The organism is Taylorella asinigenitalis MCE3, from assembly GCF_000226625.1.
GTDB lineage: Bacteria > Pseudomonadota > Gammaproteobacteria > Burkholderiales > Burkholderiaceae_B > Taylorella > Taylorella asinigenitalis.
Window position 1 is genome coordinate 1285148 of record NC_016043.1, and the last position, 12525, is coordinate 1297672.

At 37.2% G+C, this 12525-nt stretch carries 14 protein-coding genes and 3 tRNA genes; 9 read left to right on the plus strand and 8 right to left on the minus strand.

Features of this window, described 5'->3' with window-relative positions:
- The 3 genes from TASI_RS06050 to folK are packed head-to-tail and all read left to right on the plus strand — an operon-like array spanning nt 1 to nt 2550.
- Nucleotides 1–684 (plus strand): HdaA/DnaA family protein, encoded by a 684-nt coding sequence (locus TASI_RS06050; protein ID WP_014111881.1) that lies wholly within the window; start codon nt 1–3, stop codon nt 682–684.
- A 26-nt stretch (nt 685–710) separates the two neighbouring features.
- Entirely contained in the window at nt 711–2066 is a 1356-nt protein-coding gene (gene pcnB / locus TASI_RS06055; protein ID WP_014111882.1) for a polynucleotide adenylyltransferase PcnB, read from the plus strand.
- Nucleotides 2059–2550: a 2-amino-4-hydroxy-6-hydroxymethyldihydropteridine diphosphokinase gene (gene folK, locus TASI_RS06060; RefSeq protein WP_014111883.1), complete on the plus strand. Its 492-nt coding sequence runs from the start codon at nt 2059–2061 to the stop codon at nt 2548–2550. Before pcnB ends, folK begins: the two co-directional genes overlap by 8 nt.
- Here folK and galU read toward each other — a convergent pair.
- Nucleotides 2532–3392: a UTP--glucose-1-phosphate uridylyltransferase GalU gene (galU, locus tag TASI_RS06065; protein ID WP_044978116.1), complete on the minus strand. Its 861-nt coding sequence runs from the start codon at nt 3390–3392 to the stop codon at nt 2532–2534. The genes folK and galU overlap by 19 nt on opposite strands.
- Nucleotides 3393–3437: 45 nt before the next feature.
- Here galU and TASI_RS06070 point away from each other — a divergent pair, with 45 nt between their 5' ends.
- Nucleotides 3438–4796, plus strand: coding sequence for a glucose-6-phosphate isomerase (locus tag TASI_RS06070; RefSeq protein WP_014111885.1), 1359 nt, complete (start codon nt 3438–3440; stop codon nt 4794–4796).
- Between the two features lie 14 nt (nt 4797–4810).
- Here the strand turns inward: TASI_RS06070 and TASI_RS06075 are convergent, their stop codons facing one another.
- The 5 genes from TASI_RS06075 to TASI_RS06095 all read right to left on the minus strand — a co-directional run bounded on the left by TASI_RS06075 (nt 4811) and on the right by TASI_RS06095 (nt 6956).
- Nucleotides 4811–5860, minus strand: coding sequence for a c-type cytochrome (locus tag TASI_RS06075; protein ID WP_044978118.1), 1050 nt, complete (start codon nt 5858–5860; stop codon nt 4811–4813).
- Between the two features lies 1 nt (nt 5861).
- Nucleotides 5862–6533: a c-type cytochrome gene (locus TASI_RS06080; protein WP_014111887.1), complete on the minus strand. Its 672-nt coding sequence runs from the start codon at nt 6531–6533 to the stop codon at nt 5862–5864.
- Nucleotides 6534–6622: 89 nt separating this feature from the next.
- Nucleotides 6623–6699, minus strand: a tRNA-Pro gene (locus TASI_RS06085).
- Nucleotides 6700–6719: 20 nt separating this feature from the next.
- Nucleotides 6720–6810 (minus strand) — tRNA-Ser (locus TASI_RS06090).
- 57 nt (nt 6811–6867) lie between these two features.
- Nucleotides 6868–6956 (minus strand) — tRNA-Leu (locus TASI_RS06095).
- A 152-nt stretch (nt 6957–7108) separates the two neighbouring features.
- On the opposite strand from TASI_RS06095, the gene TASI_RS06100 reads away from it, so the two are divergent.
- From TASI_RS06100 to TASI_RS06110, 3 genes are read left to right on the plus strand one after another with little or no spacing between them, the layout of a single operon-like run.
- Nucleotides 7109–7699, plus strand: a complete 591-nt coding sequence (locus tag TASI_RS06100; protein WP_044978121.1) for an NUDIX hydrolase — start codon at nt 7109–7111, stop codon at nt 7697–7699.
- A gap of 47 nt (nt 7700–7746) precedes the next feature.
- Nucleotides 7747–8739: a quinone-dependent dihydroorotate dehydrogenase gene (locus TASI_RS06105; RefSeq protein ID WP_014111889.1), complete on the plus strand. Its 993-nt coding sequence runs from the start codon at nt 7747–7749 to the stop codon at nt 8737–8739.
- Entirely contained in the window at nt 8736–9116 is a 381-nt protein-coding gene (locus tag TASI_RS06110) for a thioredoxin family protein (protein WP_014111890.1), read from the plus strand. The genes TASI_RS06105 and TASI_RS06110 overlap by 4 nt, the downstream gene beginning before the upstream one ends.
- Here TASI_RS06110 and TASI_RS06115 read toward each other — a convergent pair.
- The gene (locus TASI_RS06115; protein WP_014111891.1) at nt 9102–10436 is read right to left on the minus strand and encodes a DEAD/DEAH box helicase; all 1335 of its coding nucleotides are present in this window, start codon (nt 10434–10436) and stop codon (nt 9102–9104) included. The genes TASI_RS06110 and TASI_RS06115 overlap by 15 nt on opposite strands.
- A gap of 2 nt (nt 10437–10438) precedes the next feature.
- On the minus strand, nt 10439–11248 hold the full coding sequence (locus tag TASI_RS06120) for a cytochrome c oxidase assembly protein (RefSeq protein ID WP_014111892.1): 810 nt from the start codon (nt 11246–11248) through the stop codon (nt 10439–10441).
- A 31-nt stretch (nt 11249–11279) separates the two neighbouring features.
- On the opposite strand from TASI_RS06120, the gene dusB reads away from it, so the two are divergent.
- Nucleotides 11280–12260 carry a tRNA dihydrouridine synthase DusB gene (dusB, locus tag TASI_RS06125; protein ID WP_014111893.1) on the plus strand — a complete coding sequence of 327 codons (981 nt, stop codon included), beginning with the start codon at nt 11280–11282 and terminating at the stop codon, nt 12258–12260.
- 17 nt (nt 12261–12277) lie between these two features.
- A complete protein-coding gene (locus tag TASI_RS06130; protein WP_014111894.1) occupies nt 12278–12523 on the plus strand; it encodes a helix-turn-helix domain-containing protein in 246 nt (81 codons plus the stop codon).
- Nucleotides 12524–12525: the final 2 nt, after the last annotated feature.

The window sequence follows — 12525 nt, forward strand, 5'->3', positions numbered from 1 at the left end:
ATGTCTAATCAAATGCTTATAAATCAGGTTTTAACAAAACCGCAACTATCATTTGATAATTTCAATCCAACATCAAACGAAGAACTTATAAATATATTAAATAAACGATTTCCTCCAGTTATTTATATTTGGGGTTTTGAATCAAGCGGAAAAACACATTTACTAAAAGCTCTTCAAAATAAATATGGCGGAATTTATTTTGATTCGAAGTCATTTCCAAAAAATTCTATGGATCTGAATACTGAAGAGAAAAATTATTTCTTAGATGATATTCATGAATTTTCTGCTGAGCAATATGATGCACTTTTTTATCTTTTTACTAAGCTGCAAATTTCGGGGACGGAGAGTAGCGACGTAAGCATTGCCATCTGTAGTAATAAGCCCCCAAAGCAGCTTGAAATTAGAGAAGACCTTAGAAATAGATTCGGATGGGGGCTTGTTTATGAACTGCAAACATTATCAGATGAATCCCTTAGGGTGGCAATGATTCAAAGAGCTCGTGAAATGGGATGGGACTTGCCAAATGATGTTATCAAATGGCTTTACTCTTATTGTTCGCGTGATTTGAAATTTCTATTCAATCTGATTGATAGTTTAGATATGTTGTCTCTTTCTGAGAGAAGAACTATAACGATTCCATTTGTTAAAGATGTAATTAGCCGATTAGAATCATCTAGGCTATAATTTTCTTTTTATTCTAATTGTTATCTATGTCGTCAATTTCAGCAAAGGTCGCTAATTTCTTCGGTTTTAATCAATCGAAGCTTAAAAAAGTGCCTAAATCCGTGCATGGAATTGACCGTCGATTAGTCTCTAGAAACGCCATCAAAGTGTGTGAAGTTCTTAGAAGTCACGGGCACACCGCCTTTATTGTCGGGGGAGCCGTACGTGACTTAATGCTAGGACAGGTTCCAAAAGACTTTGATGTAACCACAGATGCAACGCCCTTAGAAATAAAACCACTGTTTCGAAGGGCGTTAATCATTGGCAAAAGATTTAAATTGGTTCATGTGATGTTTGGTCCTGAGATTATTGAGACCTCTACTTTCCGTGCATCTGGTGAATTGCCTGAAGACTCTGATGGCCGAATTCTATCGGATAATAATTATGGAACGATTGAGACGGATGCAGAGCGCCGCGATTTCACAATTAATGCGATGTACTACGACCCGATTGATGAAATAGTGTATGACTATCATAACGGGTTTAGAGATATTAAAAATCTTCAGATACGCATGATAGGTGAGCCAGAGAAGCGTTACCGTGAGGATCCAGTTCGTATGTTGAGGGCTATCAGATTTGCGGGGAAATTAGGCGCAAACATTGCCACATCAACTTATGAACCGATAAGTCGACTCTCTCACCTTATAAGCAATGTACCTGATTCGCGTATATTTGATGAGACATTCAAATTACTAACTTGCGGTGACTCACTATATTGCATTCGAGAGCTGCGAAAATTGAAATTGGATAAAGGGACTTTGCCACTATTAGATAAGGTTTTGGCCTTAGAGAATAGTGAAAAATTTCTGCAAATTGCTTTTGAGCGCACGGACCAGAGGGTGCGGCTTAATAAGAGTATTAATCCGAGCTATTTATATGCAGCGATATTATGGCCTCTAGTTAAATCTCATTTTGATACTCTCACAAAAGAGAATAAGCAGAATATGTTCTTCGCACTTCAAGAATCGATTTCTGAAGTATTAGAGGAACAATTAAGCAAGCTACAAATTCAAAAACGACACCTAGGGCCGATTCGAGAGATTTGGATTATGCAATATCGTCTCGATAATCAAAAACCCAAGTCCTTTAAAGGCGTAATGTCGAGTCCATATTTTAGGGCCGCATGTGAATTTATGCAGCTTAGAGCCGCATCAAATCAGACTGACAGCGTTAAAGCTCAATGGTGGATGGACCTTGCAAATGCTTCACAGGAAGAGCAAAAGTCCATGATTGACAAATTTATACAAAGCACACGAAATCAGCCTGGCTCAGGACGTAAACCTCGTCGACGCAAGAAAAAATCCAATGTCATAATAGTGACTGAGAATCTACAGAGTGCATAAGGTTTTTATAGGTCTGGGAGCGAATCTAGGCGATGAGCTTTCGTATATCAATAAGGCGATATCAAAGCTTGTAGAATGCGATGATATCGAGCTTTTAGCAACTTCAAGTGTTTATAAAACAAGTCCTGTAGAAAGCGACGGTGAAGACTATCTTAATGCCGTTATTCAAATAAATACCTCACTAGATCCATTTGAATTGCTTTCGATTATGCAAAAAATAGAGTTGGACCTAGGCCGTCAAAGACCCTATAAAAACGCACCCCGTACAATCGATTTAGATATATTGTTGTTTGATGATATGCAAATAAAGGGCGATAGACTCACAATACCGCATCCTCGTATCACACAAAGAGCTTTTGTTTTAGTGCCTCTAAGAGAACTCAATCCAGATTTAGAAATTGGAGGACAATCGCTTGAGACTTGGATTGCAAATCTGCCATGTGATCAAAAAATCGAGAAGACAACTTACTCTTTAAATCCATAAACTTTACGACCATAGAACATATTGGCCCTATACCATCCCTCTTTAGAGCCGCAATCAAAGTGAAGATTAGTGATGGGTAAAGCCCTGACTTGCTTACTTTTCAGTAGCCTCCCAATACCGTCTGTAAGTTGGATTTCCCCGTTTTTTCCTGGCTGCGTCTGACGCAAACTCTCGAAAATATCAGGCTCTAGCACATAACGTCCCAAAATAGCCATATTTGATGGAGCAAGGCTTGGATTGGGCTTCTCAATAATATCACTTAAAACATAGCTTCCTGTCTCGCTATCTAAAATGCCCTCGATAACACCGTAATTTTGAATTATGTCCCGCTCCACCTCATGGGTGGCAATGACCGTGCTTCTCGTCTCAAAATAGGTATTAATCAATTTTTGTAACGCAGAAGGCTCCTGTTCTTCACAATAAAACAAATCATCCACTAACAAAACCGCAAACGGCTCATCCCCAATTGCAGGTCTAGCTTGAAGAACCGCATGCCCTAGGCCTATCGGTGCATGTTGGCGAATAAAAATACAATTCACATTTGAAGGAACAATTTCCTCTACCATGCGAAGCAAATCCTCTTTTCCCTCTTCCCTAAGCTTTGATTCGAGCAATAGATTTCTATCAAAATAATCTTCGATACTTTGTCGATTACCGCCCACAATAAAAATCAAATCCTCGATACCCGCATCCACGGCCTCTTTTACAGCGTAATGCAAAAGTGGCTTGTCGATTATTGGTAGCATCTCCTTTGGCAATGCTTTCGTTATAGGCAAAAACCGTGTCCCATACCCAAACACGGGAAAAACTGCTTTTTTTATCTGTGTAGACGGTTTGCTCATATTGTTAAGGTTTTATAATTGGACAACTCATGTTCAGCAATGATTATGGATAATTCAAAAAATATTACCACAACAAAATTTCGCACAGTTTGGGATGAATTTGCTAATCAAGTGCATTCTATAAAATTCACACCAGAGCCTGATGAACATGAAATTGGAAATTTAACTCTCGATTTTACTTTTCAAAAGAAATCTTCAAAAACTGTTGAGCTATTTGAGAATCTTCTTAACCTAAGAGATTTTCACAGTAAACGAAAGAAAATTTTTGAACCAGTTTTAGGGAATCCATCTAATCATCTTTTTGAAAGAAATAACTACGATGGCTTCTTTGAAAGATACCAAAAAGAATTTTCACATATAGATAGAATTAAGACCGTTATACATATAGGTATCGGTGGCAATGAATGGGGAACTAAGCTTCTTGTTGATGCTTTCAAAAATCCACTAAGCCCAGAAATAATATTTCTATCTTCCTTTGACCCTAACTTAAATGGTCATCTACTCCAAAGACTTGACGCAGAGTCAACATTAGTTGTCGTAGTCTCAAGAACCTTAAAAACAAAGGAAGTTATATCAAATCTTAATCAGGTAAAAGAATGGCTTAAAAAAGAAAAACCCATAGATACGTTCAAAAACATAATTGGAATTTCTGAAAATAATGAATTACTAGATGAACTTGAAATTCCTATCGAAAATAAGTTTGTACCAGATGGTATATTAGGTAGATTTTCTCTTTGGACTATGTATAGTTTGACGGCTGCAATAGCATGCGGAGCAGATGCCTACAGCGAATTTATTAAGGGCGCACAAATAATAGATAAGCATTTCAGGAAGCAAGAGACGCCCTCAAATATACCAATACTTATGGCCATGCACTCCATAATAAATCAAAATATTTTTGAGCATAAAAGCACAAACATTGCCATCTATGACCCTAAGTTAAAGTACTTAAATCCATATCTACAGCAACTTAAAATGGAATCGCTCGGAAAATCTGTAACAATCTCAGGTGATGCTGTGGAGCTGACTACCGAGGGCGTTGTGTGGGGCTTGAACTGTACACAAGCACATCATACTTATTTTCAATGGCTTCATCAGGGAATGCACCCAACTAGCGTAGATTTTATTGCAAATGAGAGTTTGACTGATTTGTTCGAAGAATATAAATATCAAAGAGAACTTTTATATTTTGGCAATGCTTGTGCAAACCCTCCACCCTCTCAAAAATTAAAAGGAACAACCCCTTCAAATTCAATTAAATACAAAGAGCTTACACCAAGAGTCTTAGGTTCAATCATAGCTTTGTATGAACATGAGACATTCGTAAAATCAGTTATATGGGATATAAATCCATATGACCAATGGGGTGTGGATTGGGGGAAACAATCAAATAAAGGGGCTTAGATAGCCCCTTATTTTTACTCTTTTGATGGTGTGAAAGTCCTAGGCCTTAGAAGTTCGGGCTTTAAGAACGGCTTAGATCCAGTATTAGAATGGTTACCTAATACTTTTCCATCCAATTCATTTGCATATTGCGTGTGTTTATGGAATGTTTTAAAGAATTTTTCTTGAGTCTCTTTCACATCACCTGTGTAACGGGGGTCTTGTGGTCTCTCTTGTGAATTAACGAATTGTGCAATATCCCACGCATCTTGTTCGCTTACTGATCCACCATGACCAAACGGCATGTTATATCTAATAAACGTAGCTAATGTGAAATTACGAACAATTCCCGAACCCCAGTTATAGGAATTATCCCCCCACAATGCAGGGAAAACAACGTGGTCTCCTTGAACAACCCCCTGTCCATCTTCTCCATGGCAAACAGAGCAATTTTTTATGTACTTATCCTTACCTCTAGCAATTGTAGGCTTCTCTTGAGGGTCCTGCATTTTAGGAAATCCACGACCATATATCTTAACCCCTGGATACATAGGCACACCCTTAGCTAACCACTGATGATATGCGGCTATAGCAACCATATCATCGCTACCATACTCGGGTGATTTTCCATTCATAGAAAAAGAGAAACAGCCAACTATACGCTCTTCAAAATTATTTACGTGACCATTTTTTCCTCTAAAATCTGGCAATGTAACTATAGCTGGCCAAACTGGACCTGCGAACGGCCTACGTCCCTCAGCCATGTGACAGCTCGAACAGTTCATATTATTAAAAACGTTTTTACCGCGAAGCTGCTGTGTGTTTACAAAAAGATCTCTACCTCTTTTAATAACTTCTTTAAGTTTTGGATTTAAATCACTAGCCTCTAAATCTTCCATGGTTGGAGGAATATGTACAAATTCATCATCTTTTGGTTCTGGAAAACCAGGAAGCATTTTTTTAAGATAATCTCTTTCTTCTTGAGTGAGATCGGCACCCATTTTAGAAATCTTTTGTGCCAAGACATTTGTAAAAGATACACTCATAAAAATACTCAGAGTAACTGTCAGAATCTTTTTAATCATCTTATTTCTCCCCTCTTTTAGCTGGTTGTGAAGCAAGCCAAGCTGCGACTGCATTGATATCATCCTCTTCTAAATAACTAGCTATAGTTTTCATTAGATGTAGAGTATCGTTATTTCTTTTACCGTCCTTCCAAGATTTAATCTGGGCTTTTATGTATTCAGATGATTGACCGTTTATATTAGGGAAAGTTGAACCTACTCCATAGGCATCAAGCCCATGACAGCCCATACAGGGTGGAATATTTCTGTCCCAATCCCCTTCGTAGACTAATTTTTTTCCTTTAGCTAACAATGATTCATCAATATTTTTAGTATCTTTAATAACTGGCAATGATGCTATGTAATTAAAAACATCCTCTGCTTTTGCGTCGTCCAATATGCCTGCCATCGGAGACATAATTATGCTTTCACGAGAATTGTTTTTGAATGATTCGATTTGATGTTTTAAATAATCTTTATTTAAAACAGTCAAACGAGGTCTGACCTCGTCTTCAGAGACAACAATGCCCTGAAAGTTTTCGCCATGACAGGCCACACAAACTTGAGCAACTTGTTTTCCTCTTTGTATAGAGGCTTCAAGATCCGCATCAGTCTTAGTTTGAGCAATGATAGAATTAGATGCGACCAACATAAACATACTTAATGTTAGTGTTTTCATAATATTTTTTTTCATAAAAATACCCCCTAGATTCATATCTATAGAGAACATTTTAGAGAAAAACTATGAAAATTTATTTAGGGGATATACTAAAGGGAGTGAAATGGTCGGGACAGTAGGATTCGAACCTACGACCCTCTGGTCCCAAACCAGATGCGCTACCAGACTGCGCTATGCCCCGACAAGACTCACTATTTAAAGTGGCGGAAGCTGTGAGATTCGAACTCACGGAGGGCTACAAACCCTCGCCGGTTTTCAAGACCGGTGCATTCAACCGCTCTGCCAAGCTTCCAAAATAAAGAAAAAAAGTATAAGGTATCAAATCAAGAAACTCAATATACCATCTCTTTGGTGCACTCGGCCGGAATCGAACCGGCACGGACGTAAATGTCCGAGAGATTTTAAGTCTCTTGTGTCTACCTATTTCACCACGAGTGCCTAGGAAATAGTGAAGTTAATAAGTATAGCATAGGGTTTATTTTTGTTTAACGAAAATAATTAAAGTTTATATATTTAAGCTAGAAGTGTAACCTTAATACCACTAATTGTTTTCTAGTCTACAATATAGAAGATTCAAAACAGGTTTGATTATGCCCGAATTACATCCCGCTCCTATTAAGCAGAAATTTTGTACACAATGTGGTAGTGAGTTAACACATATGATTCCTCCTGGAGATAATCGTGAACGTGATGTCTGCTTAAATTGTGGAGCAGTTCACTATAGAAATCCTCTTGTAGTGGCTGGTACATTAACAATATATGAGGGGAAAGTTCTTCTATGTAAAAGAGGTATCGAGCCTAGATATGGAAAGTGGACATTGCCAGCAGGATTTCTTGAACTTAAAGAGGGATCTACAGAAGGAGCAATTCGAGAAACCATGGAAGAAGCTTCAGCTAAAGTTAATATCAAGGGACTGTTTACGGTTATAGATGTCCCATATGTAAGTCAAGTACATATTATGTATTTAGCGGACTTGCTTGATATTGATTTTAATCCTTGCGAAGAAACCCTTGAAATTGGTTTTTTTGATCAAGATGAAATTCCATGGGATGAACTTGCTTTTGGCACCATTTATACAACTTTAAAACACTATTTCTTACCTGAAACTCAAAATGCCTTAGCAAGCGGACAAATACCTACGGCTAAGTTCTCGATTGAATCCAATAATATTATTTCTTAACTATGAGCTTTAATCCATACCACTACGTCCGTAGATTCTTATTCAATATGAACGCAGAAGATGCTCATGTATGGACTTTGAATCAGCTTAAGAAATATTCAAACAATCCAATACTTAGACGATTTCTGCAAAAATCATTTCCACCGCTTGAAACTGAGTTTATGGGTTTGAAGGTTAAAAATCCTGTAGGCTTAGCTGCTGGTCTTGATAAAAATGGGGATTATATTGATGTTTTAGCAGGGCTTGGTTTCGGTTTTCTTGAAATCGGCACGGTGACACCAAGAGCACAACCAGGCAATCCAAGACCTAGGTTATATCGCATTCCAGAGCATAGTGCTTTAATTAACAGGATGGGTTTTAATAATAATGGTTTGGATGCATTTATTCAAAACGTTAAACAAAGCTCATTTCAAAAAAACGGTGGAATTTTAGGTTTAAATATCGGTAAAAATGCTGACACACCTATTGAAGAAGCAACGCAAGATTATTTAATTGGATTAGAAGGAGTATATCCTTATGCAGATTATGTAAGCATAAACATTTCCTCCCCTAATACAAAAAATTTACGGGACTTACAAAACTCAAGTTCCTTAGAAGATTTACTTAAAACTCTTCACGAAAAACGCCTTGAATTGCAAAAAAACTATCACCGTTATGTACCAATTGCTCTAAAAATAGCTCCAGACCTAGAGGATGAGCAAATTGATGAGATTGCAGCTCTAATAACAGAGCATCATATTGAGGGAGTCATTGCCACAAATACTACAATTTCGCGCCAGTCAATAGCTAATCACGAACTTGCATCGCAAACTGGAGGCTTATCTGGACCTATGCTTCATCAAATGTCATTGCGTGTAATCAGAAGACTAAGAGAAAAACTATCAAGCAATAAAGCGATTATTGGAGTGGGTGGAATTCAATCTGGCGATGCCGCTAAGGAGACAATTGCTGCTGGGGCAAATGCAATTCAAATATACACTGGCTTAATTTATCACGGACCACAATTAGTGGAAGAGTGTTTGAACGCTTTAAGAAAATGATATTTACTTCACCACTTAAGCCAAATGCAAATGAATTAGCCGAAACCATAAAATCATTTGATGCTATTGTTGTTTGTTACTGTGCTCAATGGTGTAGAACTTGCGTTGAATTCTATGATGCCTTTAAAAAACTAAGCCAAGAACGCAAAGAGCTATTTTTATGGGTTGACATTGAAGAGGATCCAGAGCTTTTGGACGACTTGGATGTAGAGGATTTTCCCACGATACTTATCCAAAAAAATGGCTCAAATATATTTTATGGAACGATGCTTCCCCACATTCTACATCTTAAGAGGATGCTCGAAAACGACCAAGGACATACGAATTCAGGCCCGTCAGATATAAAAATGCTTGTGCAAGAGTTACTTTCTTCTTAGTAAAGCTGGCACATTTTTGTTATAGAGTTTAGGTTTTTTGGAATTAAATTCTTGCGTTGATAACGGAGCTTCCTCTTCTTCATAGGGCTTATAGAAGAATTTATTTTTATTAAATTCCTCTTTAATTGATTGCAAGTTTCCCCTGTTGTTACTTGAAAAATTTATCTTAAACATATCAGGAATGCTAAGTTTTGTACTTCTAAATTTCGTTCCAATCAAGGTTTCAATTTCATGCAAACTTTCTTTCTCATCGCTTGAATACATTGAGATGGCAATGCCCTTTCTTCCAGCCCTTCCTGTCCTTCCTATGCGGTGTACATAATCTTCAGATGTCGGTGGGAGCTCATAATTAATCACGGCATCCACATCACTAATATCAAGTCCACGTGCAGCAACATCAGTAGCTACTAGAATATTGCATTTCGAACTTTTAAATAAATTCAAAGCTTTTGTTCTCTCGCTTTGCGTTTTATCTCCATGAAGAGATTGAGCCGATAAGTCTAAATTATTTAAATATCGCTCAAGATTTTTACAGGTTATTTTTCTGTTTGAGAAAATAATTACATTATTAAAATTACGTGAGGCAAGAAGATAGAGCAGAGCTGCATTTTTTTCCGCTTCACTCACACTAAAAATCTCTTGCGTAATCGTAGAAGCTGTCGAATTATTTGATGCAACTGTTATCTCAACTGGATCATGCAAAAACTTTTGAGCAAGCGAGCGAATGTTATCGCTAAATGTCGCTGAATATAATAGACTTTGCCTTCTGCTTGGAAGTTGAGCAAGAATCTTTAATAGGTCGAGCATAAAACCCATATCCAACATCCTATCAGCCTCATCCAAAATCAGAAATTCAACTTGATTCAAATTAATAGTTCTCTGCTCAACATGATCAAGTAGCCTGCCAGGAGTGGCTATAACAATATCAGCACCTCGCATAAGCTCATGCTTTTGTGCATTAAAATCCACGCCTCCGTAAATAAGAGAAGTTCTTAGCGGCAAACCATCTGCATATGCAATGACATTTTTAGAAATTTGCTCCGCTAACTCTCGCGTCGGTGTCAGTACAAGCATGCGTACAGGATGCTTTGCGGGAGATGTGCTGAAGCTTGCCTTTGGGATCATTCTATTTAAAAGTGGCAATGTAAATGCCGCTGTCTTCCCTGTCCCTGTCTGTGCAGCACCCATCACATCACGCCCTTCTAATATTGGTGGAAATGATAAGGCCTGTATCGGGGTGGCATGCAGATAGCCTGTATTTGAAATGTTTTCTAGGATTTTTGAGTGAAAACCAAATTCTTTAAATTCTTTTTTATCCATTTCTAACGTCCTTTGGACGATCTATTAAGCCAAATGGCTAATGCGGCCACAAAGCCAAATGATTCAATAATAGCAGCAGGCAACCACATAATTAAGCCTCCTAGTGCTTGGTCTTCAAGTGGTGTCACTGGCAATGCCCTGCCACACAAATCAAATAATGGAAATAAATCTCTCTCTGAACTACTTATCCATACACCTGCAATAATCTGTGGCACCATAGAAATTATTGGTGAAATTACTCTAGATAAATGACTCATTGATGCAAGAGGCTTTGATCTTCTATCCAGAATCATATGCCAGTATAAAAAACCACTCACGACAACTGACCAGTTCATGATTCGATACCACATCTGATCAAGCATTGAATAAAACTGTATTGAAGGTACTAACCAGATAAGAACTAAAAATACAAACATGAATGGTATAAAGTATTTATTAGTTCCGAGTTTATATAAGACACCACCTAATTTGGAGTCCCAAAATTTTGATATTTTCTTTCTTATTGATGATGGCAAACCAGCTTTAAACACTGAAAGCGGGTAAGATCCCATAATAATTATTGGTGCTAAATGGTGTAATACTACGTGTTGAGCTCTATGTACAAAAAACACTCTTTCTGCGTAGTAATCAAGGTGCGTATGAATTGCTAGATACAACAAAACAAAACCAAACCAAAATAGTGCTTTTCTTATTAAATTTACTTTTACTTTTGATTGGCCTCTAAGAAATAGAAGTGCTGCTAAAAAGAAAAGCACTAGTAACGTAGGAGAAAACTCCCAAGGCGTTAACCAATGCAATATACTTAAATTCATATTTCTACCAAAAAAAACTTCCTTATTTTATATGAAAATCGGTCACTGGGAATTAAGTAATAATATTTTTGTTGCCCCAATGGCAGGCGTTACGGATAGGCCTTTTAGGAGACTTTGCAAAAAGCTTGGAGCTGGTTATGCAGTCTCTGAGATGGCAGCTAGTAACCCTAAACTTTGGGACAGCATTAAAACTTCTCGCAGACTTGACCACAAAGGTGAAGTTGAACCAATATGCGTTCAGCTTATCGGTGCAGATCCAAAAATGATGGCACAAGCTGCGATTTTTAATATATCAAAAGGTGCCCAAATTATTGATATAAATTTAGGTTGTCCCGCAAAAAAAGTTTGTAATGTTGCTTGTGGATCCGCATTAATGCGAGATGTTATGAGGATTGAAGAAATATTAAAATCTGTTATTAATGTATGTAAGCCACTTGATATACCTGTTACTGTTAAAACTAGAACAGGATGGGATGCGGATAATTTGAATGCACTTGAGATTGCTATGCTCTCTGAATCATTAGGTGTAAGTGCTATAACAATACATGGAAGAACACGGGCTCAGCTTTATACTGGAGAAGCTGAATATGAGACAGTCAAAAAAATAAAAGAGAATATTTCAATTCCTGTAATCGCTAATGGAGATATAGATTCGCCAATAAAAGCTAAATACGTTCTAGACTATACTGGTGCCGATGGTATTATGATAGGTAGAGCTGCTCAAGGTAACCCTTGGATTTTTAACGAAATTTATCATTTCGTAAATTATCATAAAATTATTCCTCAACCCACATTTAGTCAAATGCAAGAGGTTATACTTGAACATCTTGAAGAGCACTATGAATTTTACGGTGAAACCACTGGAGTTAGAACAGCTAGAAAACATCTATCATGGTATTTAGCTCCATTTACTCAAGCACGAGAATTCGTTAAGTCTCTACTTCTTATAGAAGATACTAAATCTCAGTTTAAAGCTGTAGATCAATGGTTCAATAAACAAATAAATAAATAATTAATTAACTAAATAAAATGACTGAAAGTATTAACTCTATTCAGAAATCTCTAAACCAAAATTTGGACAGATATTTTGCAGCCCTTGAAGGCAATGATCCAAACAATGTATGGCAGATGGTCATGAGCTGCGTTGAAAAATCTTTATTAGTAAAGATTATGGAAAAGACAAATGGAAATCAATCCAAAGCCTCCCAAATTCTTGGTATTAATAGAAGCACATTAAGAAAAAAATTACTCTCTTATAACTTAATTCAAAATTAATT

What these genes read in the sequence shown, in the direction of transcription:
- TASI_RS06115 (WP_014111891.1), bottom strand. Translation starts at nt 10,436, where the DNA reads ATGGATAAAAAAGAATTTAAAGAATTTGGTTTTCACTCAAAAATCCTA.
- TASI_RS06130 (WP_014111894.1), top strand. Translation starts at nt 12,278, where the DNA reads ATGACTGAAAGTATTAACTCTATTCAGAAATCTCTAAACCAAAATTTG.
- TASI_RS06070 (WP_014111885.1), top strand. Translation starts at nt 3,438, where the DNA reads ATGGATAATTCAAAAAATATTACCACAACAAAATTTCGCACAGTTTGG.
- TASI_RS06100 (WP_044978121.1), top strand. Translation starts at nt 7,109, where the DNA reads ATGCCCGAATTACATCCCGCTCCTATTAAGCAGAAATTTTGTACACAA.
- pcnB (WP_014111882.1), top strand. Translation starts at nt 711, where the DNA reads ATGTCGTCAATTTCAGCAAAGGTCGCTAATTTCTTCGGTTTTAATCAA.
- dusB (WP_014111893.1), top strand. Translation starts at nt 11,280, where the DNA reads ATGAAAATCGGTCACTGGGAATTAAGTAATAATATTTTTGTTGCCCCA.
- TASI_RS06120 (WP_014111892.1), bottom strand. Translation starts at nt 11,248, where the DNA reads ATGAATTTAAGTATATTGCATTGGTTAACGCCTTGGGAGTTTTCTCCT.
- TASI_RS06075 (WP_044978118.1), bottom strand. Translation starts at nt 5,860, where the DNA reads ATGATTAAAAAGATTCTGACAGTTACTCTGAGTATTTTTATGAGTGTA.
- TASI_RS06080 (WP_014111887.1), bottom strand. Translation starts at nt 6,533, where the DNA reads ATGAAAAAAAATATTATGAAAACACTAACATTAAGTATGTTTATGTTG.
- TASI_RS06105 (WP_014111889.1), top strand. Translation starts at nt 7,747, where the DNA reads ATGAACGCAGAAGATGCTCATGTATGGACTTTGAATCAGCTTAAGAAA.
- TASI_RS06050 (WP_014111881.1), top strand. Translation starts at nt 1, where the DNA reads ATGTCTAATCAAATGCTTATAAATCAGGTTTTAACAAAACCGCAACTA.
- TASI_RS06110 (WP_014111890.1), top strand. Translation starts at nt 8,736, where the DNA reads ATGATATTTACTTCACCACTTAAGCCAAATGCAAATGAATTAGCCGAA.
- galU (WP_044978116.1), bottom strand. Translation starts at nt 3,392, where the DNA reads ATGAGCAAACCGTCTACACAGATAAAAAAAGCAGTTTTTCCCGTGTTT.